We start from the raw sequence: 25,120 nt of genomic DNA, 5'->3' as shown, positions 1-25,120 counted from the left end.
TTTTTTCTTCTGTAAGGCTGTTCGGGTTCGGCCCGAGGAAAGCGGAATTTACAAACTGATACATATGTAAAGACAAGCCTTTACAAATACCCAGGCAGCAGTAAATAACAAGCATTACCATTCGCGCCTATTTTTCATTTACCCCTGCCCGGATGTTCTGATGCTTGCCCCCAATCGCCTGCCCTCACTTGGCCTTGGCCTGTCACTGTTGATCAGCGCCAGCCTGGCCAGCGCCACCAGCACCACACTTCCCGAACTCTCGGTAACTGCAGAAAGCGAGCGCGAAGAAGACAACCCACAGGTCAAAGAGGTCAGCACCGCGACCCGTACGTCGACGCCGGTGCGCTATGTGCCGCAAGCCATCGACACGGTGAAGACCGCCAACGTGCTGGACTACGGCAGCAATACGCTGGGCAAGGCGCTGGAAGGCATTCCCAACGTCAGCAGTGGTGCCGATACGCGCTTCGACAGCGTACGTATTCGTGGCTTCGAGGCCAGCAACGACTTTTATCTGGACGGCATCCGCGACGACAGCCAATACATTCGCGACCTGCATAACATCGAGCGGGTCGAAGTACTCAAAGGGCCGGCCGCTGTGCTGTATGGCCGTGGCAGCCAGGGTGGCATCGTCAACCGGGTGAGCAAGGCACCCGAGCAAGGGCGGCGCTCGTCGATCGAAGCCCAGGGTGGCAGTGAAGACCTGCGCAGCCTGTATGCCGACCTCAGTACCGACCCGACCGACAACATCAGCCTGCGCCTGAACATGGGCAACCAGGACAACAACAGTTTCCGCGATGGCATCGACGGTAGCCGGCAGCTGTTCGCGCCGTCGATGAGCTGGCAGCTCTCGCCCGACCTCAACTGGCTGGTGCAGTACGAATACAGCCGCTACAACCGCACGCCTGACCGTGGCATTCCCGGTGTCGACGGGCGCCCGGCGGATGTCGGCCGCAGCACCACCTACGGCGACACCCAGCGCGACTACATCGACGACCGTGCGCAGTCGTTGCGCTCTCGCCTAAATTACCAGCTCAACGAAACCTGGCAACTGCGCCACACCCTAGGCCTGTTCAAGCTCGACAGCGAGTTCGACAACACCTACCTGACTGGCTACAACGCCAAGACCAGGACGGTTACCCGCCAGCGCTGGCAGCAAGACCTGACCACCCGCAACCTGTTCAACAACCTGGAAGCCGAAGGTGATTTCGCCACCCTTGGCCTGGAACACAAGCTGTTGATCGGGCTGGAGTTCGGCAATCAACGCCGTGACCCGACACTGTATACCGCCGCACCGGTCTCGGCCGGTGGCAGCCCGGTACCCAGCCTTGATGTCTACCACCCCGACCGCAGCCTGCAGCACAATGGCCGTATGGTGGTGTCGAGCGACAATCACACCGTGGTCGACAGCCGCGGGCTCTACCTGCAAGACCAGATCCGCCTGAATGACCAATGGCAGTTGCTGGCCGGGGTGCGTTTCGACCAGTTCGAGGTGCAGACCACCAACAAGGTCCGCAACCTGTCCGAGAAGCAGGACAGCAATACCACCAGCCCGCGCCTGGGCGTGGTCTACACACCGTGGCGTGATCACTCCTTCTATGCCTCGTGGAGCAAGACATTCTCGCCCGTCGGCGGTGGTCTGATCGGCATTACCCCAGGCGCGCCGGGCAACACCAACGACACCAGCCCGGAGCTGACCCGGCAGAAAGAGATCGGGGTGAAGAGCGACTGGCTGGACGAACGCCTGAGCACCACCCTCGCCATTTATGAACTGGAACTCTACAACCGCCGCACCCGCGACCCGAACAACCCGGAAATCACCCTGCTTAGCGGCCTGCAGCGCTCGCGCGGCATCGAACTGACTGCCACCGGCAATGTCGTCGGCAACTGGTACGTACGTGGCGGCATTGGCTTGCAGGACGCCACCATCGTCAAGGACAACAATGGCCTGGAAGGCAATCGCATCAACGATGTGGCAAAACGCAACGCCAGCCTGTTCCTGACCTGGAAACCCGAACTGGGCTGGTATGCCGAGACCGGGCTGACGCTGGTCGGCGAACGCTACGCCGACAACCAGAACACCACGGTCATGCCAGGCTATGGCCGCTGGGATGCTCTGGCGGGGTTCCGTACCCATGACTGGGATGTGCGGGCAGCGCTGAGCAACATCACCGACAAGACCTACTACAGCTCGGCGACCAGCGCCGCGCAGATCCAGGTCGGCGACCCGCGCAGCCTGGTGGTGACCGGTACCTACAGTTTCTGATCAGCTTTTTGCTCCGTGCACAAATGAAAACGCCACCGCATTTGCGGTGGCGTTTTCATGGGGCGGGCTCCTGCCCTGGTCAGTGCCAGACCCCCAGCAGCGCATCCAGCTCAGCATCGCTGATCAGCCCTTGAGGATAGCGGCCGTCAAGCAGACGTCGTGGGTCGGTCGTCCTGACCCGTTTGCCTCCATGGTGTTTCAACCACTGCGCCAGAATGCCGAGCGATTGATGATTGACTGCCGATGGGCGCAAAGCCGACTCACTTGCTGCGTTCATGTCCACACGTACTCCCTGGGCCCGTGAGCGGCTAATTTACGTCGTGATTGTTACAGTACGGAGAGCCCGGCCTGCCTGGGTAACTCTCTGAAAACAATACAAAACGTATGCCACCCAGGCTTCCGGATATCGTCGGAGCAAAAAAAAGCCCGTCATCTGACGGGCTTCTTCGTGTGGCAGGTCTCAGCGCTTGGCCGGTGCCGGCTGCTGCTGGGTCAGGCAATGGATGTTGCCACCGCCAAGCAGCAGTTCACGACCCGGGATCATCACCACTTCGTGGTCCGGGAAGACTTTGGCCAGAATCGCTCTGGCCTGCGCATCTGCCGGGTCGTCGAAGCTCGGTGCGATGATGCCGCCGTTGACGATCAGGAAGTTCACATAGGAACCGGCCAGGCGCACCGACGGGTCGCGCTCCTGGCTACCGGCCACCTGATCGACACCAGCGCATTCTTCTTCAGTGGCGAACAACGGGCCGGGGATCGGCATCTTGTGCACCACAAACTGGCGGCCTTTGGCATCACGGGTGTTTTTCAGCACCTCGTAGGCGGCGTGGCAACGGGCGTAGTTGGGGTCGTTGGAATCATCGGTCCAGGCCAGTAACACTTCGCCCGGGCTGACGTAACAGCAGAAGTTGTCGACGTGGCCGTCGGTTTCGTCGTTGTACAGGCCATCGGGCAACCAGACGATGGTTTCCACCGCCAGCTGCTCGCGCAGGATCTCTTCGATCTGCTCGCGATTCAGGTGCGGGTTGCGGTTGCGGTTGAGCAGGCACTCTTCGGTGGTGATCAGGGTGCCTTCGCCATCGACGTGGATCGAACCGCCTTCAAGCACGAACCCTTCGGTGTGGTAGCGCTGGCAGCGTTCCATTTCCAGCACCTTGGCCGCCAGTTCCTCATCCCGGTTCCAGGGCGCATACAGGCCACCGTCGAAGCCGCCCCAGGCGTTGAAGCCCCAGTCCACGCCACGCACTTCACCGTGATCGTTGATCACGAAGGTCGGGCCGGTGTCGCGCACCCAGGCATCGTCGTTACTGATTTCAACCACACGAATGTTCGGCAGGTCGAGCTGGCGACGGGCGTTTTCGTACTGGCCTGCGGAAACGGCCACGGTTACCGGTTCGAAGCGGGCGATGGCCTTGGCCAGGGTGACGTGCGCTGCCTGGGCTGGCTTGCCGCCCAGGCGCCAGTTGTCCGAACGCTCTGGCCAGACCATCCAGACCTGGCTTTGCGGGGCCCATTCGGCGGGCATGTGGAAACCGTCGGCACGGGGGGTGGAGTTGAGGGTTTTCATGGGTAACCTCTGCAAAGGCACTAGGCCGATGGTCGATGGATAGCAAGTGAATGTGACATTTCCGGCGGTGCGTCATGCCCGTCGCGATTGGCTAATTTATAACCGATAGATATCGACTTTAGAAGCCTTTTTAACGATGAGTAATCAATAAAACCCCAATTATTATCGATATAGATCGACAAGCGGTCAGCCAAGGTCAATCCAGGCTCGACGTTCGATATAATCGCTTGGCGCAAGCTGCACCAGGGTGCCAAAAAGCCTCAAGATGAAACCTGTTTCATCTTCAAGCTTGGGAAACCGTGCTTGTGGCCGATAACCCGGTACGAAGATGAAATCCACAGGTGGGCTCGTGCTGGCTCACCGCCAGCCGATCTAGGCTCAGTTGGCCAAGGTGGCGGACTTAGAGCGGACCTTTCAAGGTCGGACCATCAGCACACTGACCGAAGAATTTCCATGAACATCATAGCGACCGAGATACCCGACGTAGTCATCATCGAACCGAAGGTCTTCGGCGACAGCCGCGGCTTCTTCTTCGAAAGCTTCAATGCCCGCGAATTCAAGAAACAGACCGGGTTCGACGGCCATTTTGTCCAGGACAACCATTCGCGCTCACAGCGCGGCGTGCTGCGCGGCCTGCACTACCAGATCGACAACCCTCAGGGGAAACTGGTGCGCGTGGTGCAGGGCGAAGTGCTGGACGTGGCGGTGGACATCCGCCGCAGTTCGCCTTACTTCGGACGCTGGGTGGCCCGGCGCCTGACCGCCACTGACCACCTGCAGTTCTGGATCCCGCCCGGGTTCGCCCACGGTTTCCTGGTGCTAAGCGAATCGGCCGACTTCCTGTACAAGACCACCGACTACTACAACCCTGCCGCCGAACGCTCGATCCGCTGGGACGACCCTGACCTGGCCATCGACTGGGGCGTCGAGAACCCGACCCTGTCGGCCAAGGACCAGGCAGCCGTGCTGTTGAAAGACGCGGACCTGTTCCCATGAAAATCCTCGTCTGTGGCCACAATGGCCAAGTCGCTCAGGCACTTCAGGCACAGTTGAGCGGGCACGGCGAAGTGCATGTGCTTGGCCGCGATCAACTGAACCTGGCTCGCCCAGAGGCGCTGCGCGAGCCACTGCGGCGCCTGGCCCCGCAGCTGATCATCAACGCTGCCGCCCACACTGCGGTGGACCAGGCCGAAAGCGAACCTGACCTGGCCTTCGCGATCAACGCAGACGGCCCGCGGGTTCTGGCCGAAGAGGCGGTGCGCCTGGGGGCGCCGCTGATTCACTACTCCACCGACTATGTCTTCGATGGTGAAAAAGCCCTTCCCTACACCGAGCTCGACCGCCCCAACCCGCTGGGTATCTATGGCCGCAGCAAACTGGCCGGGGAGCAGGCGATAGCTGCAGTGGATGGCGAGCACCTGATTCTGCGCACCAGCTGGGTCTATTCGCTGTACGGGCGCAACTTCCTGCTGACCATGCAACGCCTGCTGCAGGAAAAACCGCAGCTGCGCGTGGTCAGCGACCAGATCGGCGCGCCCACGTGGGCCACGACCATTGCCATCGCCACCCGCGAACTGATCGAGCGCTTGCAAGCCGGGCAGCGCGGCGCCTGGGGCACCTACCACCTGGCCGCCCAGGGCGAAACGTCCTGGTTCGGCTTCGCCCAGGCTATTGGCGAACAGCTCAAGGCGCGCGGCCTGCCCTGCGCCGAGCTGCTGCCGATTCCTTCCAGCGAGTACCCGACCCCGGCGCGTCGCCCGGCCAACTCACGCCTGGACTGCTCGCGCCTGGCCCGTGAGTGGGACGTACACCTGCCGCACTGGCAGCAAGCGCTGATCGACTGCCTCAAGTAGCGCATAATTGCGCCAGACCCATCTGGCGCATTTACGCGATGATTGCAAAACCCACGCCCCCTCGCCGTCCCCGCTGGCGCAGCCTGGCCCTGCTGGCCCTGTGCCTGACACCCCTGCTGTGGCCACTGCACCATCTGGCCGAGCGCTACTACCAGGACGAGCTGGCCTCGCAGAACCGCCAGACCCTCGACCTGTACGTCGCCAACCTGCTCGGCACCCTGCACCGCTACGAAACCTTGCCGCAGATCCTCGGCGACCTGCCGGCGCTGCGCGGTGTACTGGCCGACCCGTTCCGCCTTGAGGCGGTGACCAATGCCAACCGCCTGCTCAAGGACATCGTCCACCAGACTGGCGCTGAAGTGATGTACCTGATGGACGTCAGCGGCAACACGTTGGCTGCCTCCAACTGGGACAAGCAGGACAGCTTCGTCGGCCGCAATTTCTCCTTCCGCCCATATTTCAACGAAGCGATGGCCGGGCACCTGGGGCGCTTCTTCGGCCAGGGCACCACCTCGGCCAAGCGCGGCTACTTCTTCGCCGCCGCCGTACGAGACCGCGAGCGCATCGTTGGCGTGCTGGTGGTCAAGGTCGACCTGGACCACACCGAAACCCTCTGGGGCCGTACCCCCGAGCAACTGCTGCTGACCGACCACAATGGCGTGGTGATCCTCACCTCACGCCCCGACTGGCGTTTTCGCGCCACCCGCGCGCTGACCGAAGCCGAGCGCCAGGCGATCATCGCCATACAGCCCTACCCGACCCAGGCCCCTCAGCCACTGGTGCTCAACCAGGACGCCTGGCTCACCCAGACCCGCGACATCAAGGAAACCGGCTGGCAGGTGAGCATCCTCGCCCCCCGCCTGCTGGTCGACCGCTCGGTGCAGACGGTAATGGCGATCGGCGCCGGCGCACTGCTGGTGCTGATGCTGTTCGCCGGCCTGGTGATGCAGCGGCGGCGCCATTACATCGACCGCATCGACTTCGAGGCCCGTGGCCGCCAGGAGCTGGAATCACGTGTGGCCGAGCGTACCGCCGCCCTCGAAGGCCTCAACACCCGGCTGAAAAGTGCCGTGCTGGAGCGCGAGAACGCTCAGCAGGAGCTGGTGCGCGCCCAGGACGAACTGGTCCAGGCCGGCAAGCTGTCGGTGCTCGGCACCATGTCAGCGAGCATCAGCCACGAGCTCAACCAACCCCTGGCGGCGATCCGCAGCTACGCGGAAAACGCCGAAATCCTGCTCGACCACCAGCGCACCGAGGACGCCCGCGGCAACCTCAAGCTGATTGGTGAACTGACCGGGCGCATGGCCTCGATCATCGCCCATCTGCGCGCCTTCGCCCGCCGCGACCGCCACGCGCCGGAAAGCGTTGCCCTGCAACCGGCACTGGATGACGCCCTGGCCCTGCTGGCCAAGCGCCGCCGGGCCATGGCCGTGGAGCTGATCCGCGACCTGCCCGAGGCCACGCTGTGGGTGCAGGCCGGCGAAACCCGCCTGCGCCAGGTACTCGGCAACCTGCTGGCCAACGCCCTCGACGCCCTGACCGAAAAGGCCAATCCTCGTCGTCTGTGGCTGAGTGCCGAACAGCGCGATGACTACGTCTACCTGTACATTCGCGACAACGGCCCGGGCTTCAGCCGCCAGGCCATGGAGCACGCCAAGGAGCCGTTCTTCACCACCAAGACCCGGACCCAAGGCCTGGGCCTGGGCCTGGCCATCTGCGAAAGCCTGATGCGCGCCCTGGGCGGTGAACTGCTGCTGGCCAACCACCCCGAAGGTGGCGCCCTGCTCACCCTGCAACTGCGCGTGGCCCCACCCGGCGCTACCTTGCCCACTTCGGAGGACTCCTCGGCATGACGACCGAGCCTTACATCGACAGCCAGGCCCAGGTGATCCTGGTCGATGACGACCCACATCTACGCCAGGCCCTGAGCCAGACCCTCGATCTGGCCGGGCTCAAGGTGGTCGCCCTGGCTGACGCCCAAGGCCTGGCCGAGCGCATCGAGCCCGACTGGCCGGGCGTGGTGGTCAGCGATATCCGCATGCCCGGCATCGACGGCCTGCAGCTGCTCGAGCAATTGCACGGCCGCGACAGTGAACTGCCGGTGCTGCTGATCACCGGCCACGGCGATGTGCCGCTTGCGGTGCAGGCCATGCGCGCGGGCGCTTACGACTTCCTGGAGAAGCCCTTTGCCAGCGACGCCCTGCTCGACAGCGTGCGCCGGGCTCTGGCCTTGCGCCGCCTGGTGCTGGACAACCGCAGCCTGCGCCTGGCCCTGAGTGACCGCCAGCAACTGGCCACCCGGCTGGTCGGCCACTCACCGTCGATGCAGCGCCTGCGTGAGCAGATTGGCGCCCTGGCGGGCACCCGCGCCGACGTCCTGATCCTCGGTGAAACCGGTGCCGGCAAAGAAGTGGTCGCCCGCGCCCTGCACGACCTGTCCAGCCGCCGCGCAGGCCCATTCGTGGCCATCAATGCCGGCGCGCTGGCCGAATCTGTGGTCGAAAGCGAGCTGTTCGGCCACGAGCCAGGTGCCTTCACCGGCGCGCAAAAGCGCCGTATCGGCAAGTTCGAGTTCGCCAACGGCGGCACGCTGTTCCTCGACGAGATCGAGAGCATGAGCCTGGACGTGCAGGTGAAGCTGCTGCGCCTGCTGCAGGAGCGGGTGGTCGAGCGACTCGGTGGCAACCAGCTTATCCCGCTGGACATCCGCGTCATCGCAGCCACCAAGGAAGACCTGCGCACCTCCTCCGACCAGGGCCGCTTCCGCGCCGACCTTTACTACCGCCTGAACGTGGCGCCGCTGCGCATACCGCCTTTGCGCGAACGCGGCGACGACATCCTGGTGTTGTTCCAGCACTTCGCCGATGCCGCCAGCCAGCGCCATGGCCTGCCACCTCACAGCCTGCAACCTGCCCAGCGGGCCATGCTGCTGCGCCATGACTGGCCAGGCAACGTGCGCGAACTGCAAAACGCCGCCGAACGTTTTGCCCTGGGCCTTGAGCTGGCCCTCGATGGCCAGGCACCGGCGGCGGCTGCCACCGCGGCGCCGATCCTGCTGGGCAATCTCAGCGAACAGGTCGAACAGTTCGAACGCTCGCTGATCGCTGCCGAACTGGCCCAGCCCCACAGCTCCATGCGCAGCCTCGCCGAAGCCCTCGGCATCCCGCGCAAGACCCTGCACGACAAGCTGCGCAAGCACGGCCTGCATTTCGAAGGCGGTAGCAGCGGCAGTGACGACCACGAGGAAAATCGCCCATGAGTTCCGATAGCCAATACCTGCAGTCCGTGCTGCACGGCGACATTCCACTGACCCGTGAAATGGGCCTGGAGGTCATCGATTGGCAAGCCCAGACCCTGCGCCTGCAACTGCCGCTGGCGGCCAACGTCAATCACAAAAGCACCATGTTCGGCGGCAGCCTGTACTGCGCCGCTGTGCTGGTGGGTTGGGGCTGGCTGCACCTGCGCCTGCGCGAACTGGGGATCGATGACGGGCATATCGTCATTCAGGAAGGCCAGATCAATTATCCGCTACCGGTGACCGGCACCGCGGTGGCTCGTTGCCCGGCGCCGGACGACAAGACCTGGGAGCGGTTCCTGACGATGTATCAGCGCCGTGGCCGGGCCCGGCTGACGCTGCAGACCACGGTCAGCAATGCCGGCACTGACGAGCCCGCCGTCACCTTCAGCGGGCAGTACGTCCTGCACCGCTGACAAAGCTGGCGCGCCCCCCTGTGGGAGCGGCCTTGCGTCGCGAAAGGGGCGCGCAGCGGCCCCAGGATCTTATTGCAAAAGCATGAATCGCCGGGGCTGCTACGCAGCCCTTTCGCGACGCAAGGCCGCTCCCACGAGGGCCGCGATCAGATCAGACTCAGGAATGCCTGGCGCCAGGCAGCGTTTGCAGGCAAGGCCAGGAAGAACGGGTTGAGCAACGATTCACGCGCCGGGTAGCGGAACGGCTGGCCATCCACCTCGACCACCTCGCCACCGGCACCTTCCAGTACACCCTGCGCCGCCGCCGTGTCCCATTGCGAAGTCGGCGCCAGGCGTGGGTAACAGTCGGCGCTGCCTTCGGCCAGCAGGCAGAACTTCAGCGAGCTGCCGATATTCGCCAGCTCCAGTTCACCCACAGCAGCGCCCAGGCCAGCCAGCAGCGCTTCCTGCTGCGGGCTGGAATGACGACGGCTGGCCACCACGGTGAAACGGCCACCGGCAGGCGGCGCATTACGCACGTGAACAGGCAGTGCCTCAGCAGCCCCTTCGGAGCGCCAGGCTCCCAGGCCACGACCGCCGAAATAACAGCGGCCGTTGGTCGGCATCGAAACCACGCCGAACACCACTTCGCCGTTCTCGACCAGCGCGATGTTGACAGTGAATTCCTCGCTGCCGGCGATGAATTCCTTGGTGCCGTCGAGCGGATCGACCAGCCACCAGCGGCTCCAGCCCTGGCGCTCGGCCAGCGGGATATTGCAGTCCTCTTCGGAGAGCACCGGAATCTGCGGCGCCAACGCCAGCAAGCCATCGGCAATGACCCGATGTGCAGCCAGGTCGGCGGCAGTCACCGGCGAATCATCCGCCTTGTTGGTCACGGCCACATCGGCCCGCCAGAACGGCATGATGGCCTCGCCGGCCACCTGCGCGAGCTTGACCACTTCGTGCATCAGTTGTTGGTCGTTCATGCTTCGAGCAGCCCCCGCTGGATCAGCAGGTCGCGGGCCAGGTACAGCGCCGCCAGCGCCCGCCCCTCGCTGAACTGTGGGTGCATGGCCAGAGCCGCAAGCTCGCGCAAGTTGACCTTGTCGACCCGCATGGGCTCCGGCTCATCACCCTCCAGGCGCTCCTCGTAGAGGTCGCTGGCCAGCACCACCTGGATCTTCTGGCTCATGTAGCCAGGCGACAGCGACAGCTCGGTCAGGTGCTCCAGCTGGCGAGCGCCAAAGCCGGCTTCTTCCTTGAGCTCACGGTCGGCGGCGGCCAGCACGTCTTCACCCGGCTCGATCAGGCCTTTGGGCAACGACAGCTCGTATTCATCAGTGCCGCCGCAGTATTCCTCCACCAGCACCGCGTGCTCGGCATCGAGCATGGCCACGATCATCACCGCGCCGTAGCCATTGCCACGGCCAACCAGGCGCTCATAGGTGCGCTCGTTGCCATTGCTGAAGCGCAGTTGCACGGCCTCAACCCGGAACAGGCGGCTGCTGGCGACGATTTCGCGGCTGAGGACGGTGGGTTTCTGGCGCATGGGGCGGCTCCTTGGCGTGAACGCGTTACTATACCGTGGCTAGCCGACTGAACGAGAGTTTCCCATGCCTGTTCTTCCCTGGTCCGCCATCGATACCGTCCTGCTGGACATGGACGGCACCCTGCTCGACCTGCACTACGACAACCGTTTCTGGCTCGACCACCTGCCCCAGCGCTACGCCGAGCTGCACGGGGTGAGCCGGGCCATGGCGGAACTGGAACTGCAACCACTGTTCGAGCGCAACGCCGGCACCCTCAACTGGTATTGCCTGGACTTCTGGAGCCGCGAGCTGAAACTGCCGATTCGCGACCTCAAGCGTGAAATCGCCGACCTGATCGCCCTGCGGCCCGATGCCGATACCTTCCTCGCGGCCATCCGCAAGGCGGGCAAGCGCGTGGTGATGATCACCAATGCCCACCGCGATTCACTGTCGCTGAAGTTGGAGCGGGTGGAACTGGCACCGTATTTCGAGCGGCTGATCAGCTCGCACGATTACGGTTTTCCAAAGGAGAACCCGCAGTTCTGGGATGCCTTGCAGGCGGATATCGGTTTTGATCCGCAGCGCAGCCTGTTCATCGACGACACCCTGGCCATCCTGCGCAGCGCGCGGCGGTTTGGCGTAGGGCATCTGCTGGCGGTACGCCAGCCAGACAGCAAGGCGCAGCCGCGTGATACCGAAGAGTTCGCGGCGGTCGAAGATTACCGGGAGTTGCTGGTTGGCCTGTGAGGGCCCTTCGCGGATAAATCCGCTCCTACAGAGACTCGCAATCTCCTGTAGGAGCGGATTTATCCGCGATAGGGCCGGACCAGGCAGCAGAGATCAGTCTGGAATACGCAGCACCTGCCCCGGATAAATCTTGTCCGGGTGCTTGAGCATCGGCTTGTTGGCCTCGAAAATCTTGTTGTAATCGGCCTTGCCATACGCGACCACCGCAATCGCCGACAGCGTGTCACCCTTCTTCACGGTAACGAACCTTGCCGCCGCCACGACCGGCCCGGTCACGGTGATCTGATCGTCGACGCTGGCCACCCCTTCGATGTTGCCTGCGGCGAGAATGATCTTCTCTTTCTCCTCCTGGCTGGCCACCTCGCCCTTGAGAATGACCTTGTCACCCTCTACAGTGGCCGAGATGTTCGGGTTGCCCAGGCCGACACTTTCCACGTGTTTCTTCAGCTGCTCTTCGGCATTGGCGTTGCCGGGAGTCAGCAGGTCGATCAACTTCTCGCCGGCTTCCTTCACGAAACTGAACAGGCTCATGACGCGCTCCTTGTTGACGTTAACCTCGGAGCAAGGAGTCTAGGCCAGGATTGCCCCGCCCGCCCCACTGCGACCAATCGACGCGGTCTATCAAGGCATAGACCCTAGCGATTAGACGCGACCGGCCCACAAGCCTAGGCTTGGTGATATCAAACAGCCGCCGGTAGTCAGCCTCCGATGCAAAGCAAACCTCCGGTCTGCGCGGCCTCCATGCCTCTGGCCTTGCCCGCCGCCAGCAATACCTACGACTACGTCCAGCTCAGCGACGGCGAGCGCGCCTGCACGCCGCTGGCCGAAGAAGTCGCCCTGGCCATTGCCTACAACGGCCTGAACCAGGCGGTGATGCTGGTCAGCCCCACCGACCTGGAGGACTTCGCGGTCGGCTTCAGTGTCGGCAGCGGCATCGTCGAAGGCACGGCGGAAATCTATGACCTGAAACTTTCCGGCAGCGGCTCGGCGATGTATGCCGACCTGGAGATCTCCAGCCGTGCGTTCTGGAACCTGAAAAACCAGCGACGCCAATTGGCCGGTACCAGCGGCTGCGGCCTGTGCGGGGTGGAAGCCCTGGAGCAGGCGCTGCCGGAACTGACCGCATTGCCTGGCGCCCCGCTGCCCCCAGCGCAATGGCTGGCGGGCCTGCGCGAGCGCATCGATGCGTTCACCCCGCTGGGCCAGCACTGCGGTGCCGTACACGCAGCCCTGTTCATGAACGCCCAAGGCGAATTGCTAATGGGCCGCGAAGATATCGGCCGGCACAACGCCCTCGACAAGCTGATCGGCGCCCTGCTGCGTCAAGGCATCAGCACCGAGGGCGGCCTGGCCATCGTCACCAGCCGCTGCAGCCTGGAGCTGATCCAGAAAGTGCTGCGCGCCGGCATCCAGACACTGGTCAGCCTTTCGGCGCCCACCGGCCTTGCCCTGCAATGGGCGCGCAAGCACAACCTCAACCTCATCCATCTGCCCAAACACAGTGCACCGCGGGTCTACAGCCCAGCGGCGGAGTCGTAACAGTCGTGACCTCGTACCAGCAACTTCCGGACAACGCCCCAGCCTCCACCCCTCGCTACCAGCCCTACCACGGCCCCGCCGGCGGCTGGGGCGCGCTGCGCAGCGTGGCCAAGGCCTGGGTCGGCAGCGACAACGCGCTGAAGAACATCCGCGCCTTGCTCAAGACCAACCAGAACGGCGGCTTCGACTGCCCTGGCTGCGCCTGGGGCGATTCGCCCGAGAGCGGCATGGTCAAGTTTTGCGAGAACGGCGCCAAGGCGGTCAACTGGGAGGCCACCAAACGCCTCGTCGATGCGGCGTTCTTCGCCCGCTATAGCGTCAGCGCACTGCTGCAGCAAAGTGACTACTGGCTCGAGTATCAGGGCCGCCTTACCGAGCCGATGGTCTACGACCCTCTAAGCGATCGCTACCAGCCAATCGCCTGGGAGGCCGCCTACGCCCTGATCGCCCGTGAGCTGAACAAGCTGGCCACCCCTGACCAGGCCGAGTTCTACACCTCTGGCCGTGCCAGCAACGAAGCGGCCTACCTGTATCAGCTGTTCGTGCGCGCCTACGGCACCAACAACTTCCCCGACTGTTCGAACATGTGCCACGAAGCCAGCGGCGTGGCCCTGGGCCAGAGCGTGGGGGTCGGCAAGGGCACCGTCACGTATGACGACTTCGAGCACGCCGACGCGATCTTCGTCTGGGGCCAAAACCCCGGTACCAACCACCCGCGCATGCTCGACCCACTGCGCGACGCGGTGAAACGTGGCGCCCAGGTGGTCTGCGTCAACCCGCTCAAGGAGCGTGGCCTCGAGCGCTTCCAGCACCCGCAGAACCCGCTGGAGATGCTGACCAACAGTGACCGCCCGACCAACACCGCGTTCTTCCGCCCGGCGCTGGGCGGCGACATGGCAATGCTGCGTGGCATGGCCAAGTTCGTCCTGCAATGGGAGCGCGAAGCGCAGGCCAAGGGCGAGCCGGCGGTGTTCGACCATGTGTTCATCGCCGAGCATGGCCATGGCGTGGAGGCTTACCTGGCAGCGGTAGACGCCACCTCGTGGGAGCACATCCAGGAGCAATCCGGCCTAACACTGGCCGACATCGAACTGGCTGCACGCATGTACTGCCGCGGCAAGCGGGTGATCATGTGCTGGGCAATGGGCATCACCCAGCACCGCCATTCGGTACCGACCATCCAGGAAATCGTCAACCTGCAGATGCTGCGCGGCAACATTGGCGCCCCGGGTGCCGGCCTGTGCCCAGTACGTGGCCACAGCAACGTGCAGGGCGACCGCACCATGGGCATCAACGAGCGCCCGCCGGTGGCCCTGCTCGATGCCATCGAAAAGCGCTTCAACTTCCCGGTGCCACGGCACAACGGCCACAACACCGTCGAAGCGATCCACGCCATGCTCGACGGCCGTGCGAAAGTGTTCATCGGCCTTGGCGGCAACTTCGCCCAGGCCACCCCGGACACCGAACGTACCGCCCAGGCCCTGCGCAACTGCGAACTGACCGTGCACATCAGCACCAAACTCAACCGCAGCCACCTGATTCACGGCAAGCAGGCACTGATCCTGCCGTGCCTGGGCCGCACCGACATCGACCTGCAGGCTGATGGGCCGCAGGCAGTCACCGTGGAAGATTCGTTCAGCATGGTCCACGCCTCCAATGGCCAACTCAAGCCGCTGTCGACCCAGATGCGCTCGGAACCTGCCGTGGTTGCCGGTATCGCGGCCGCCACCTTGGGCAAGCAACCGGTGGACTGGCACTGGCTGGTGGCTGATTACGCTCGCATCCGCGACCTGATCGGCGACACCATTGCCGGCTTTGCCGACTTCAACCAGCGCCTGGCCCACCCAGGCGGTTTCTACCTGGGCAACAGCGCCGCCAGCCGCCAGTGGAAAACCACCACTGGCCGCGCCAACTTCAAGGCCAACCTGCTACCCGACACCCTGATCGACGAACGTGTGCGCGCCAGCGGCCAGTTGCCGGACCTGATCATGCAGTCGATGCGCTCCCACGATCAGTACAACACCACCATCTATGGTTTGGACGACCGCTACCGCGGCGTGCGTGGCCAGCGCGAGGTGCTGTTCGCCAACGAGGCCGACATCATGCGCCTGGGCTTCCAACCGGGCCAGAAGGTCGACATCGTCTCGTTGTGGGGCGATGAACATGTGCGCCGCGTGCATGGCTTCACTTTACTGGCATTCGACATCCCTGCCGGGCAGGCAGCGGCGTACTATCCGGAAGTGAACCCGCTGATTCCGCTGGAAAGCATCGGCGACGGCAGCCATACGCCGACGTCCAAATTCGTTGCCATCAAGCTGGAACGAGCGCGCGACGATGGCCGGATCCTGTAAGTAAAAGTAGCCCGGCAAAAACGAAAAAAGCCCTGAACCGCAAGGTCCAGGGCTTTGTCACAATAAGCTCTGACAAGCGAAAAACGATAAAGTTTCACTGCAAATACAGCAACTTAGAGAATTGTGTACAACTCGTGTTACTCGTCGGATTTTCGTTGCCAGCCGCCCTTCGTAGCCTCAAATTCGCCCTCGTCATCCCTCTGAGGCTCTCTTGATGAAGAAGTACTCCTCGATTCTGTTGTTGTCTTTCAGCTTGCTCAGCGGCGTTGCCATGGCCGGTGGCAATACCGAGGCCGGCATTGGCGGCGCATTGGGTGGGGTACTCGGCTCCGTAGTGGGCAACTCCATCGGTGGTAGCACCGGCGGTGCCATTGGCGCAGGCTTGGGCGGCGCGGCGGGCGGTGCCCTGGGTGCCGACAAGCGCCAGCGTGGTGAGGCTGCCATTGGTGGCGCACTGGGCGCTGCAGGCGGTAACGTGGTAGGTCGCTCGATGGGCGGCACCACTGGTAGCTACATTGGTGCGGCCGCAGGTGGCGGTGCCGGTGGTGCGCTGGGCAACTACATGGGCAACAAGGCCGATGAAGACGAGCGCCATGACGACCGCCGCTACCGTCGTGACTACGACGACCGTCGCCACTATGACCGTGGCCGTCACTATGGCCACCGCAAGCACCGTCACTGGCGTGACTGATACCTGACGCCAAGCCCACGGGTAAAAAGAGCCCTGCCCTCACCGGCAGGGCTTTTTCATGCCTGTGTATCGAGTTGGAGGCCGCCCAGGATCACCTGCAACGCCTCAGGCAGTGGCACCGGCCTGCCGCTGGCGCGCTCGATGAACACCTGCACCACCGTCCCCGCAGCGCACGCATCGGCCTCCCCTGGCCGGTAAAGCGCCAGGCGGTACTCCACCGTACTGCCTGCCAGCCGTGTCACCCCCAGCCCCACCTCCAGCACATCCGGGAAGCCCGGCAAGGCGAAGAAGTCTGCCGCCGAGCTCACCACGAAGGCCGCCAGCTCGCCATCGCGCAGGTCCATATCCGCCTGTTCGGCGAGGAAGGCCTGGATAGCGGTTTCGAAGAAGCCATGCACGGTGGCGCCAGCGATGTGGCCGTTGACGTCGTTGTCCTGGGGGCGGGTGAGGATCGGATGGAAGTGGGAGAAGGCCGTGCGGTTCGGAGATTCGGTCACAGAGCTCAACCTTAGAAATTTAAAGAGGAATTGCCCTACAGGAGAGTCAGATCCATTTAGGACATTTATGCAATTCAATGGAGCATAGCTGGCACTGCAAGCAATACAGCCGCTAGCAATGAGCCCATATAGCCGAGGTACTTCGTGATGTGCACAACACTTGAGAACGCCACGACCGTCCATGATGATGAGGTTCAGGATGACTATGCCGAGTGGTTCAAAATTCAGATTGAAGCAAGTTTGAACGATGACGGTGTAGTGGTGGATGACGAAACAGCATCCATTTTCTTTGCAAGAAAAGGTCAAGAACTGCTGGGTGATTGATCAAACCATCAGGTCTCGACTGAACCGCCCTACGACTATTTGGCCTCACCATTTACTGTAGGAGCGGCCTTGTGTCGCGAAAGGGCTGCGCAGCAGCCCCAGCAATTTATGCTTTTGCACCCAGATCCTGGGGCCGCTGCGCGCCCCTTTCGCGACACAAGGCCGCTCCCACACTGGCGGGGCAGCACCTCAGAAAAACAAAAAGCCGCCCCTAGGGGCGGCTTTCTCGTTTCGGCTGGGTTCAGCTTACAGCTGTGGGCCAGCAGCCTTGATGGCGTCGGAAACTTCGAACTTCTTGAAGTTTTCGATGAACAGCTTGGCCAGGCCTTGAGCGGCCTCGTCGTAGGCTGCTTTGTCAGTCCAGGTAGCGCGTGGGTTGAGCAGCTCGGTATCAACGCCCGGAACGGCCTTCGGCACGTCCAGGTTGATGATGTCCAGGTGCTCGGTTTCGGCGCCGACCAGAGCACCGCTCTGGATGGCAGCGATCACGCCACGAGTGGTCGGGATGCTGAAGCGCTTGCCAACGCCGTAGCCACCGCCGGTCCAGCCGGTGTTGACCAGGTAGACCTTGGAGCCGAAAGCGTTGATACGCTTGATCAGCAGCTCGGCGTATTCACCAGCCGGGCGCGGGAAGAATGGTGCGCCGAAGCAGGTGGAGAAGGTCGACTTGATGCCGCCGCCCGAACCCATTTCGGTGGAACCGACCAGCGCGGTGTAGCCGGACAGGAAGTGGTAGGCCGCCTGCTCGTTGTTCAGGATCGAAACCGGAGGCAGAACACCGGTCAGGTCGCAAGTCAGGAAGATGACTGCATTCGGCTCGCCACCCAGGTTGGCCTCGGCGCGCTTGGCGACGTGCTCCAGCGGGTAGGCGGCGCGGCTGTTCTGGGTCAGGCTGACATCGGCGTAGTCGGCGTGCTTGTTGGCGTCGAGAACGACGTTTTCCAGCACGGCGCCATGCTTGATGGCTTTCCAGATGACCGGCTCGTTCTTCTCGGACAGGTCGATGCACTTGGCGTAGCAGCCGCCTTCCATGTTGAAGACAACGCCTTCGCCCCAACCGTGCTCGTCGTCACCGATCAGGTAACGGCTTTCGTCGGCCGACAGGGTGGTCTTGCCGGTGCCGGACAGGCCGAAGAACAGGGTCACATCGCCTTCTTCGCCGATGTTGGCAGCGCAGTGCATTGGCAGCACGTCGGCGGCCGGCAGCAGGAAGTTCTGCACCGAGAACATGGCTTTCTTCATTTCGCCGGCGTAGCGCATGCCAGCGATCAGCACCTTCTTGGCGGCGAAGTTGATGATCACGCAACCGTCGGAGTTGGTGCCGTCACGCTCAGGCTCGCAGACGAAGTTGGCAACGTTGAGGATCTGCCACTGGTCGCGCTTGGCCGGGTTGAACTGGCCTTGCTCCGGGTTGATGAACAGGCAGCGGCCGAACAGATTCTGCCAGGCGGTCTGGGTGGTCATCTTTACCGGCAGGTAGTGCTCGGCAGCAGCCCCTACGTGAACGTAGGAAACGAAGTGATCCTGAGCGTTGTTGAACGCCTCGACGCGGTCCCACAGGGCATCGAACTTGTCGGCCGGGAACTTGCGGTTGATCGGGCCCCAGGCGATGGCGGCCTGGGTGGAAGGTTCTTCGACGATGAAACGGTCAGCCGGCGAGCGGCCAGTACGGTGGCCAGTTTCGACTACCAGTGCGCCAGTATCGGCTAGCACGCCTTCACCGCGTTGCAGCGCTTCTTTTACCAGCTCATCGACGCTCAGGTCGGTGTACACGGTGTTGTTGGCTTGCGTCATGAGATACCCCATCCGGCCCGAGGCCGAGTGCTCCAAACGTTTTGTAGTTGTCTCGAAAAAACTACTACAGCGAAAAAAGTGGCCGGATTATGCCAGAAACGCCCAAAAAAAGTAGGCCCCTCCTGTCAGAACCGCGCTTTTGCGCAATTCGACAGGAGATTCTCCTGAAATTAAACGTTTCAGTGGCGAGTTTCTGACGCCGCATCCGTGCCGCCACCAGCAAACAGCTGCGCCACATCGCTGGCATCGAAGAAATAGCGCTGGTTACAGAACTGGCAATCGATCTCTACCGTACCACCGCACTCCTCGACAAGCGCCTTGGCATCGTGCTCGCCCAAACTGACCAGCGCATTGCCGGAACGTTCGCGCGAGCAGCTGCACTTGAAGCGCAGCGGCTGGATATCGAACAGGCGTACCGCGTCTTCGTGATAAAGGCGGTGCAGCAGGGTTTCGTTGTCTTCCGACCACTCTTCAGGCTTGAGCGTCTTGGCCAGGGCAATCACATGCTGCCAGCTGTCTTCGCGCTCCTCATCGTCCGGCTGGCGATCGCGCGGCAGCTGCTGCAGCAGCAAGCCACGGGCCTTGCCGCCTTCGGCGTTGAGCCAGAAACGGGTATTGAGCTGCTGGGACTGCACGAAGTAGTTGGTGAAGCACTCCGACAGGTTGGCGCCGTCCAGGTCGACGGTGCCCTGGTAGCGCTGGCCTTTGACCGGGTCGATGGTCAGGGTCAGGTGACCGCCGGGCATCAACTGCTCCAGGGTGGCATCGGCCGGGATCTGGTCCGCTTCGTAGCGGGCCATGCCACGGATATCACGCTCGCCCGAGCACTCGACCATCAGCAGCGGGATCGGCCCTTCGGAACGCGCCTGCAGAATAAGCAGGCCGTCGAACTTCAGCGCGCCCACCAGCAAGGCGGTGGCAGCCATCAGTTCGCCAAGCAGTGCCTGCACCGGCTGCGGGTACTCGTGACGCGCCAGCACCGCGGCGTAGCTGTCATCGAGAGACACCCACTCGCCGCGCACATCGCGCTCGTCGAAGATGAAACGTTGGGTGAAATCTGTATCTGGCAAGTCGCTCATGGTTGTCTGGCTATCTGAAAATGATGACAAAATAATTACCGGGATTTGAAAGTCCCGTCGCAGAGCGCCCACAAGGCGCTCATTTACTGCTGGAGATCGAGGTATTTTATGGACAATCGACCACTGTTCCAAGCAAGGTGGTCCTGGGGCCCCTTGGCAGCCTGCACGTTGCTGCCCATTGCCCTACTGTGTTTCTGGTTATGGCCCATTGGCCAGATCCTGTGCCTGACTTTCGACGAATGGTTGTTCCACAGCCTCAATGGCCCGTTGGCCGACCATACGGCCTGGCGCTACATCTGGACCGTCGGCAGCCTTCGCCCCTTCGATATCGTCGTCGGCCTGATCCTGCTGGCCGTGCTGATTCGGGGCAACTGGGTGTTCAGGGCCAGCCAGGTTCGCGAAGCCTTCTTTGGCTTTCTGGTCACGCTGCTCCTATTAGTGGTGATTCGCGCGCTGTTTTCCAAGTGGGTGGATGCAATGGGCTGGCAACATGACAGCCCATCGATGGTATTCGACAACGTGGTGCACCTCAGCAGCTACTACCCGAACCTGGAAAAGGCCTGGGAACTCAAGGACCGGTCCAGCAACAGCTTCCCAGGCGATCACGCCTCGGTGCTGTTAATCTGGGCATTGTTCATGAGCCTGTTCAGCCGCCGCCTGGTGCAACACCTGGTGGTCTGGGGCCTGGCATTCCTGTTCATGATGCCGCGGCTGGTGGCCGGGGCGCACTGGGGGCAGGACGATTACATCGGCGGCCTGCTGATGGCGGTGCTGGCGTTGGGCTGGAGTTGCCATACACCGTTGGCGGCCAAGGGCAGTGCCTTGCTGCTGCGCTGGACGGCGCCGTTGCTTGCGATCGCGGCCAAACTACCGCTGGTCGGACGATTGGCGGTGATCCGCTAGGCCCCTGGGGCTGCTTTGCAGCCCTTTCGCGACACGAGGCCGCTCCCACAGAAGAACACGATCCCCTGTAGGAGCGGCCTCGTGCCGCGAAAGGGCCGCACCGCGGCCCCGGCTATTCAAAGCTCCCGTGCAATTGGTGAATCTGCCGCCGCTGCTTCTTGTTCGGCCGACCATCGGTGGTCACCCCCATCGCCCCCGCCTTGCGCATCTCGGCCGCCTGCTCGCGGCGGCGCACGCTGTCCTCGGTCTCTTCGTACAGCGTCTGCGCCTCAGGCGCCCCGCGTCGCACCACCGACAGCGCCTTGACCACGACCGTGCGCTCATCGAACCCGGTGCGTAGCACGAATTCATCCCCCACCCGCGGCTCCTTGCCCGGCTTGCAGCGCTCGCCCCGGCAATGCACCTTGCCGCTTTCGATCGCCGCCTTGGCCAGCGCACGGGTCTTGTAGAACCGCGCCGCCCACAGCCATTTGTCCAGGCGGACCTTGTCGTCGTCCTCGGCTTTTTGTGCCATCTCGTTACCTCGAATTCTGTCTTTCATCGAACTGTACTACCGTAACTGACGGATGCAAAAAGTCCCCGCCGTGCTTACAGTTCACCACCTTATCCGCAGGGTGTGCTTCGTGAAGAAATTTGACCATCTGACAGTGATCGGCCTGCGTGAGTGGGTGGCCTTGCCCGACCTCGGCGTGGCGGGCCTGCGCGCCAAGATCGACACCGGCGCCAGCACCTCCAGCCTGCACGCCACCGAAGTCGAGCCGTTCGAGCGTGACGGCCAACCCTGGGTACGCTTTACCGCTCACCTCGGCTCGGTGGTGCAATTGCGCCACCGCCGCTGTGAAGCGCCGCTGGTGACCATGAAGAACATCAAGAGCTCCAACGGCCAGGCGCAGGCCCGCTATGTGATCCGCACCACACTGGCCCTGGGCGACGCCGTCTGGGAAGTCGAGTTCACCCTGGCCTGTCGCAAGAACATGCGCTATCGCCTGTTGCTGGGCTCCAAGGCACTCATACACGGCCAACTGGTGGTCAACCCTGGCCTGAAATACGTACAAGACAAACCGGCCTATCCGGCCACCCTCTCCCCTGTCACAGGTGCTGCATGAAGATCGCTGTGCTGTCGCGCAATCCGCGTCTGTATTCCACCCGCCGTCTGGTCGAAGCCGGTACCCAGCGGGGCCATGAAATGGTGGTGATCGACACCCTGCGGGCCTACATGAACATCGCCAGCCACAAGCCGCAGATCCACTACCGCGGCAAACCGCTGGAGGGCTTCGATGCGGTGATCCCGCGCATCGGCGCCTCGGTGACTTTCTATGGCTGCGCGGTACTGCGGCAGTTCGAAATGATGGGCGTGTACCCGCTCAACGAATCGGTGGCGATCGCCCGCTCACGTGACAAGCTGCGCTCACTGCAATTGCTGTCTCGTCGCGGCATCGGCCTGCCGATCACCGGTTTCGCCCACTCACCGGACGACATCCCCGATCTGATCCAGATGGTCAACGGCGCACCGCTGGTGATCAAGGTACTCGAAGGCACTCAAGGTATCGGTGTGGTGCTGTGCGAGACCACCAAGGCTGCCGAGTCGGTGATCGAGGCATTCATGGGGCTGAAGCAGAACATCATGGTCCAGGAGTACATCAAGGAGGCCGGCGGTGCGGATATCCGCTGCTTCGTGGTGGGCGACAAGGTGATCGCCTCGATGAAGCGCCAGGCCAAGCCAGGAGAGTTCCGCTCCAACCTGCACCGCGGTGGGGTCGCGAGCCTGATCAAGATCACCCCCGAAGAGCGTATGACGGCCATTCGTGCGGCCAAGGTGATGGGGCTGAGCGTTGCCGGTGTGGATATTCTGCGTTCGAATCACGGGCCTTTGGTGATGGAGGTGAACTCATCGCCAGGGCTGGAGGGCATCGAGGTGACCACCGGCAAGAACGTCGCCGGGATGATCTTCGAGCACCTGGAGAAGAATGGCGGGCCGAATCAGACCCGGACCAAGGGCAAAGGCTGATTCCAGCCTGCACTGGCCTCTTCGCGGCTAAAGCCGCTCCCACAGGGACCGCGCAGCACCTGTAGGAGCGGCTTTAGCCGCGAAGAGGCCGGAGAACCTCACACAGCATTGCGAGGCAGCAGCAACCCCAACGGCAGCCTTACCCGCGCCTCGATCCCGCCACCGGACCGGTTGCGCAACTCCACATTCCCGCCATGCTGCGCCGCGATCCGCTTGACGATCGCCAGCCCCAGCCCGGTCCCCTTGCCCCCTCGGGCACGGTCACCGCGGATGAACGGGTTGAAGATGGTCTCCAGCTCCGACTCGTCGATCCCGGTACCCCGGTCCAACACGCTGAGCACCACATAAGGCGCGCTCTCGTCACCGGACACGTAGGCAGCCACCTCGACGCCCTTGCCAGCGTGATGCAGAGCATTGCCGATGAGGTTGCCGAGCATGCGCTTGAGCGAAACCCGACGCAGCGGAAACGGCGGAATCGGCTCCAGGCAAAGGCGCACACGCTCTTCCGGCTGGTTATAGGGCGCCACCACCTCGCGCACCAGATCGGCCAGGTCGACCTCCTCGACCGGCTCGTCCCGCCCATCGCGAATGAACGCGAGGAACTGGTCGAGAATTGCGTCCATGTCCTCGATATCGCGGACCATGTCGTCACTCAGCTCGCTATCGCTGTTCAATAACGACAACGACAGACGCAGGCGCGTGAGCGGCGTACGCAGGTCATGGGAAACCCCCGCCAGCATCAGTTCCCGCTCACGGCCGGCCTGTTCGACATCTTCGGCCATCTGGTTGAAGGCGCGGTAGACCTCGGTCATCTCGCTGGGCGTGTCGCTGATCGGCAACCGCACGCTGCGCCCCTGGCCGACCTGCCGGGCGGCGAATACCAGGCGCTTCAATGGTTGGTTGAGCTGACGCACGAAGATCCAGGCCGAGGCGGTCGACAACAGGCCGATGGCCAGGAACCAGCCCAGCACGTTCCAGATCTTCTGCCCACGCAGCGGATGCGGGTACAACGGCACCTTCAGCCAGCCCGGGCCCAGGCTTGGCGCGTTCACCCACAGCGCTGGCGGCGCATGGATACGCAGGCGCACTTCGGTATCTTCACCCAGCTCGGCCTGCATCTGCCGCTGATAGATCTCGCTGTATGGCCAGTGCTGTTCGCCCTCCGGCACGCCGGAACCGGTGACCCGGATCAGCCCGGCGGCTTCGGCGATCTTGTCGCGGTTCTCTTCATCCGCTGCCCAATAGGCGCGCAGGGTCAGCGCCACACCGTGGCTGTATTGCCGATCCACCAGTACGTCCTCGTTCATCAGCAGGTAGACCAGCGTCAGTGCCTTGGAGAACAGGACAACGATCAGCACCAGCCACAACGTGCGGGCGAAGAAGCTTTGCGGAAACCAGAGCGGTGTTTTCATCGACGACGAAGCATCATTTGCCGGCGTTTCCGTCTGGTACGAACACGTAACCTACACCCCATACCGTCTGGATATAGCGAGGCTTGGACGGGTCCGGCTCGATCATGCGGCGCAGACGCGAGATCTGCACGTCGATGGAGCGCTCCAGGGCATCCCACTCACGGCCACGGGCCAGGTTCATCAGCTTGTCGCGCGTCAGCGGCTCACGGGCGTGCATTACCAGTGCCTTGAGCACGGCGAACTCACCGGTGGTAAGCATGTGCACTTCGTCGCCACGCTTGAGTTCGCGAGTGGCCAGCGACAGCTCGTAGTCGCCGAAAGTGACCGACTCGTCCTCGCTGCCCGGGGCACCCGGCACGCTTGGCGACTGGCGACGCAGCACGGCCTTGACCCGCGCCATCAGTTCGTCCGGGTTGAACGGCTTGCCCAGGTAATCGTCGGCACCCAGCTCCAGGCCCTTGATGCGGCTGAGCTCGTCACCCTTGGCGGTGAGCATGATGATCGGGATCTGGTTGTTCTGCTGACGCAGGCGCTTGCACGCGGACAGGCCGTCCTCGCCCGGCAGCATCAGGTCGAGCACCACCAGGTTGAACACCTCGCGCTGCAGCAGGCGGTCCATCTGTTCGGTGTTGGGCACCGCGCGGGCGCGATAGCCCTTGCTGGTGAAGAAACGTTCCAGCAGGCTGCTGAGCCCCGGATCGTCGTCGACGATGAGAATCTTGTCACCTTCAGCGGTGTTTGGGGTGCCGGTCATGAATAACTCCTCTGATTTCGCCGCGCATTATGGCGTAGCCATTGCTGCACGTTGCGTGAGCATTGTTAGCAGATTTTTCCCCGGGCGCCAGTTCCGGCTGGCCGGGCGCCATCACCGCA

26 protein-coding genes are annotated in these 25,120 nt (G+C 63.0%); 14 read left to right on the top strand and 12 right to left on the bottom strand.

Annotation, left to right across the window (positions count from 1 at the left end):
- Positions 1 to 160 precede the first annotated feature (160 nt).
- Positions 161 to 2,263, top strand: a complete 2,103-nt coding sequence (locus BUQ73_RS27550; protein ID WP_079230448.1) for a TonB-dependent receptor — start codon at positions 161 to 163, stop codon at positions 2,261 to 2,263.
- Between the two features lie 79 nt (positions 2,264 to 2,342).
- Here the strand turns inward: BUQ73_RS27550 and BUQ73_RS27545 are convergent, their stop codons facing one another.
- The 3 genes from BUQ73_RS27545 to BUQ73_RS28430 all read right to left on the bottom strand — a co-directional run bounded on the left by BUQ73_RS27545 (position 2,343) and on the right by BUQ73_RS28430 (position 4,169).
- Positions 2,343 to 2,540, bottom strand: coding sequence for a hypothetical protein (locus tag BUQ73_RS27545; protein ID WP_079230447.1), 198 nt, complete (start codon positions 2,538 to 2,540; stop codon positions 2,343 to 2,345).
- Positions 2,541 to 2,723: 183 nt separating this feature from the next.
- Positions 2,724 to 3,830 carry an agmatine deiminase gene (gene aguA / locus BUQ73_RS27540; RefSeq protein ID WP_079230446.1) on the bottom strand — a complete coding sequence of 369 codons (1,107 nt, stop codon included), beginning with the start codon at positions 3,828 to 3,830 and terminating at the stop codon, positions 2,724 to 2,726.
- Between the two features lie 186 nt (positions 3,831 to 4,016).
- The gene (locus tag BUQ73_RS28430) at positions 4,017 to 4,169 is read right to left on the bottom strand and encodes a hypothetical protein (protein WP_161492859.1); all 153 of its coding nucleotides are present in this window, start codon (positions 4,167 to 4,169) and stop codon (positions 4,017 to 4,019) included.
- A gap of 114 nt (positions 4,170 to 4,283) precedes the next feature.
- Here BUQ73_RS28430 and rfbC point away from each other — a divergent pair, with 114 nt between their 5' ends.
- Genes rfbC through BUQ73_RS27515 form a run of 5 tightly spaced genes read left to right on the top strand, consistent with a single transcriptional unit; the run spans position 4,284 to position 9,394 of the window.
- Positions 4,284 to 4,826, top strand: coding sequence for a dTDP-4-dehydrorhamnose 3,5-epimerase (rfbC, locus tag BUQ73_RS27535; protein ID WP_060485626.1), 543 nt, complete (start codon positions 4,284 to 4,286; stop codon positions 4,824 to 4,826).
- Entirely contained in the window at positions 4,823 to 5,683 is an 861-nt protein-coding gene (gene rfbD, locus BUQ73_RS27530; RefSeq protein ID WP_079230445.1) for a dTDP-4-dehydrorhamnose reductase, read from the top strand. The genes rfbC and rfbD overlap by 4 nt, the downstream gene beginning before the upstream one ends.
- A gap of 38 nt (positions 5,684 to 5,721) precedes the next feature.
- Entirely contained in the window at positions 5,722 to 7,536 is a 1,815-nt protein-coding gene (locus BUQ73_RS27525; protein WP_079230444.1) for a sensor histidine kinase, read from the top strand.
- Positions 7,533 to 8,942, top strand: a complete 1,410-nt coding sequence (locus BUQ73_RS27520; RefSeq protein WP_079230443.1) for a sigma-54-dependent transcriptional regulator — start codon at positions 7,533 to 7,535, stop codon at positions 8,940 to 8,942. Before BUQ73_RS27525 ends, BUQ73_RS27520 begins: the two co-directional genes overlap by 4 nt.
- Positions 8,939 to 9,394 (top strand): YiiD C-terminal domain-containing protein, encoded by a 456-nt coding sequence (locus BUQ73_RS27515; RefSeq protein WP_079230442.1) that lies wholly within the window; start codon positions 8,939 to 8,941, stop codon positions 9,392 to 9,394. The genes BUQ73_RS27520 and BUQ73_RS27515 overlap by 4 nt, the downstream gene beginning before the upstream one ends.
- Before the next feature lie 146 nt (positions 9,395 to 9,540).
- Here the strand turns inward: BUQ73_RS27515 and cysQ are convergent, their stop codons facing one another.
- Both cysQ and nudE read right to left on the bottom strand, forming a co-directional pair.
- On the bottom strand, positions 9,541 to 10,359 hold the full coding sequence (gene cysQ, locus BUQ73_RS27510; RefSeq protein WP_079230441.1) for a 3'(2'),5'-bisphosphate nucleotidase CysQ: 819 nt from the start codon (positions 10,357 to 10,359) through the stop codon (positions 9,541 to 9,543).
- The gene (gene nudE, locus BUQ73_RS27505; protein WP_027917604.1) at positions 10,356 to 10,922 is read right to left on the bottom strand and encodes an ADP compounds hydrolase NudE; all 567 of its coding nucleotides are present in this window, start codon (positions 10,920 to 10,922) and stop codon (positions 10,356 to 10,358) included. The genes cysQ and nudE overlap by 4 nt, the downstream gene beginning before the upstream one ends.
- A gap of 64 nt (positions 10,923 to 10,986) precedes the next feature.
- Here nudE and yrfG point away from each other — a divergent pair, with 64 nt between their 5' ends.
- A complete protein-coding gene (gene yrfG / locus BUQ73_RS27500) occupies positions 10,987 to 11,649 on the top strand; it encodes a GMP/IMP nucleotidase (RefSeq protein ID WP_079230440.1) in 663 nt (220 codons plus the stop codon).
- A 93-nt stretch (positions 11,650 to 11,742) separates the two neighbouring features.
- Here the strand turns inward: yrfG and lysM are convergent, their stop codons facing one another.
- On the bottom strand, positions 11,743 to 12,180 hold the full coding sequence (gene lysM, locus BUQ73_RS27495) for a peptidoglycan-binding protein LysM (RefSeq protein ID WP_079230439.1): 438 nt from the start codon (positions 12,178 to 12,180) through the stop codon (positions 11,743 to 11,745).
- 177 nt (positions 12,181 to 12,357) lie between these two features.
- On the opposite strand from lysM, the gene fdhD reads away from it, so the two are divergent.
- The 3 genes from fdhD to BUQ73_RS27480 all read left to right on the top strand — a co-directional run bounded on the left by fdhD (position 12,358) and on the right by BUQ73_RS27480 (position 16,230).
- Positions 12,358 to 13,188: a formate dehydrogenase accessory sulfurtransferase FdhD gene (gene fdhD, locus BUQ73_RS27490; RefSeq protein WP_027917607.1), complete on the top strand. Its 831-nt coding sequence runs from the start codon at positions 12,358 to 12,360 to the stop codon at positions 13,186 to 13,188.
- A gap of 5 nt (positions 13,189 to 13,193) precedes the next feature.
- Positions 13,194 to 15,539 carry an FdhF/YdeP family oxidoreductase gene (locus tag BUQ73_RS27485; RefSeq protein WP_079230438.1) on the top strand — a complete coding sequence of 782 codons (2,346 nt, stop codon included), beginning with the start codon at positions 13,194 to 13,196 and terminating at the stop codon, positions 15,537 to 15,539.
- 214 nt (positions 15,540 to 15,753) lie between these two features.
- A complete protein-coding gene (locus tag BUQ73_RS27480) occupies positions 15,754 to 16,230 on the top strand; it encodes a glycine zipper domain-containing protein (RefSeq protein WP_079230437.1) in 477 nt (158 codons plus the stop codon).
- A gap of 56 nt (positions 16,231 to 16,286) precedes the next feature.
- Here BUQ73_RS27480 and BUQ73_RS27475 read toward each other — a convergent pair whose 3' ends face one another.
- Entirely contained in the window at positions 16,287 to 16,727 is a 441-nt protein-coding gene (locus tag BUQ73_RS27475) for an acyl-CoA thioesterase (RefSeq protein WP_079230436.1), read from the bottom strand.
- A 147-nt stretch (positions 16,728 to 16,874) separates the two neighbouring features.
- On the opposite strand from BUQ73_RS27475, the gene BUQ73_RS28425 reads away from it, so the two are divergent.
- Positions 16,875 to 17,051: a hypothetical protein gene (locus BUQ73_RS28425; protein WP_161492858.1), complete on the top strand. Its 177-nt coding sequence runs from the start codon at positions 16,875 to 16,877 to the stop codon at positions 17,049 to 17,051.
- Between the two features lie 246 nt (positions 17,052 to 17,297).
- Here BUQ73_RS28425 and BUQ73_RS27470 read toward each other — a convergent pair whose 3' ends face one another.
- On the bottom strand, positions 17,298 to 18,845 hold the full coding sequence (locus tag BUQ73_RS27470; protein ID WP_079230435.1) for a phosphoenolpyruvate carboxykinase: 1,548 nt from the start codon (positions 18,843 to 18,845) through the stop codon (positions 17,298 to 17,300).
- A gap of 179 nt (positions 18,846 to 19,024) precedes the next feature.
- The gene (hslO, locus tag BUQ73_RS27465; RefSeq protein WP_079230434.1) at positions 19,025 to 19,924 is read right to left on the bottom strand and encodes an Hsp33 family molecular chaperone HslO; all 900 of its coding nucleotides are present in this window, start codon (positions 19,922 to 19,924) and stop codon (positions 19,025 to 19,027) included.
- A 108-nt stretch (positions 19,925 to 20,032) separates the two neighbouring features.
- Between hslO and BUQ73_RS27460 the strand changes: the two genes are divergently transcribed.
- The gene (locus BUQ73_RS27460; RefSeq protein WP_079230433.1) at positions 20,033 to 20,827 is read left to right on the top strand and encodes a phosphatase PAP2 family protein; all 795 of its coding nucleotides are present in this window, start codon (positions 20,033 to 20,035) and stop codon (positions 20,825 to 20,827) included.
- Positions 20,828 to 20,939: 112 nt separating this feature from the next.
- On the opposite strand, the gene BUQ73_RS27455 is transcribed toward BUQ73_RS27460, so the two are convergent.
- Positions 20,940 to 21,341 carry an RNA-binding S4 domain-containing protein gene (locus BUQ73_RS27455; RefSeq protein WP_027917614.1) on the bottom strand — a complete coding sequence of 134 codons (402 nt, stop codon included), beginning with the start codon at positions 21,339 to 21,341 and terminating at the stop codon, positions 20,940 to 20,942.
- A gap of 175 nt (positions 21,342 to 21,516) precedes the next feature.
- On the opposite strand from BUQ73_RS27455, the gene BUQ73_RS27450 reads away from it, so the two are divergent.
- Entirely contained in the window at positions 21,517 to 21,933 is a 417-nt protein-coding gene (locus BUQ73_RS27450; protein WP_237772803.1) for an ATP-dependent zinc protease, read from the top strand.
- Complete coding sequence (gene rimK, locus BUQ73_RS27445) at positions 21,930 to 22,835, top strand: 30S ribosomal protein S6--L-glutamate ligase (protein WP_079230431.1); 906 nt, start codon at positions 21,930 to 21,932, stop codon at positions 22,833 to 22,835. Before BUQ73_RS27450 ends, rimK begins: the two co-directional genes overlap by 4 nt.
- 98 nt (positions 22,836 to 22,933) lie before the next feature.
- Here the strand turns inward: rimK and BUQ73_RS27440 are convergent, their stop codons facing one another.
- Together BUQ73_RS27440 and ompR are read right to left on the bottom strand one after the other, a co-directional pair.
- Positions 22,934 to 24,247 carry an ATP-binding protein gene (locus BUQ73_RS27440; RefSeq protein WP_079230430.1) on the bottom strand — a complete coding sequence of 438 codons (1,314 nt, stop codon included), beginning with the start codon at positions 24,245 to 24,247 and terminating at the stop codon, positions 22,934 to 22,936.
- A gap of 13 nt (positions 24,248 to 24,260) precedes the next feature.
- Positions 24,261 to 25,001: a two-component system response regulator OmpR gene (gene ompR, locus BUQ73_RS27435; protein WP_079230429.1), complete on the bottom strand. Its 741-nt coding sequence runs from the start codon at positions 24,999 to 25,001 to the stop codon at positions 24,261 to 24,263.
- Between the last annotated feature and the right edge of the window lie 119 nt (positions 25,002 to 25,120).

Origin of the sequence: Pseudomonas putida (assembly GCF_002025705.1) — a bacterium.
Taxonomy (GTDB): Bacteria; Pseudomonadota; Gammaproteobacteria; order Pseudomonadales; family Pseudomonadaceae; genus Aquipseudomonas; species Aquipseudomonas putida_J.
Note: the sequence above shows the minus strand (reverse complement) of the source record. Positions and strands in the feature narration are given on the sequence as shown.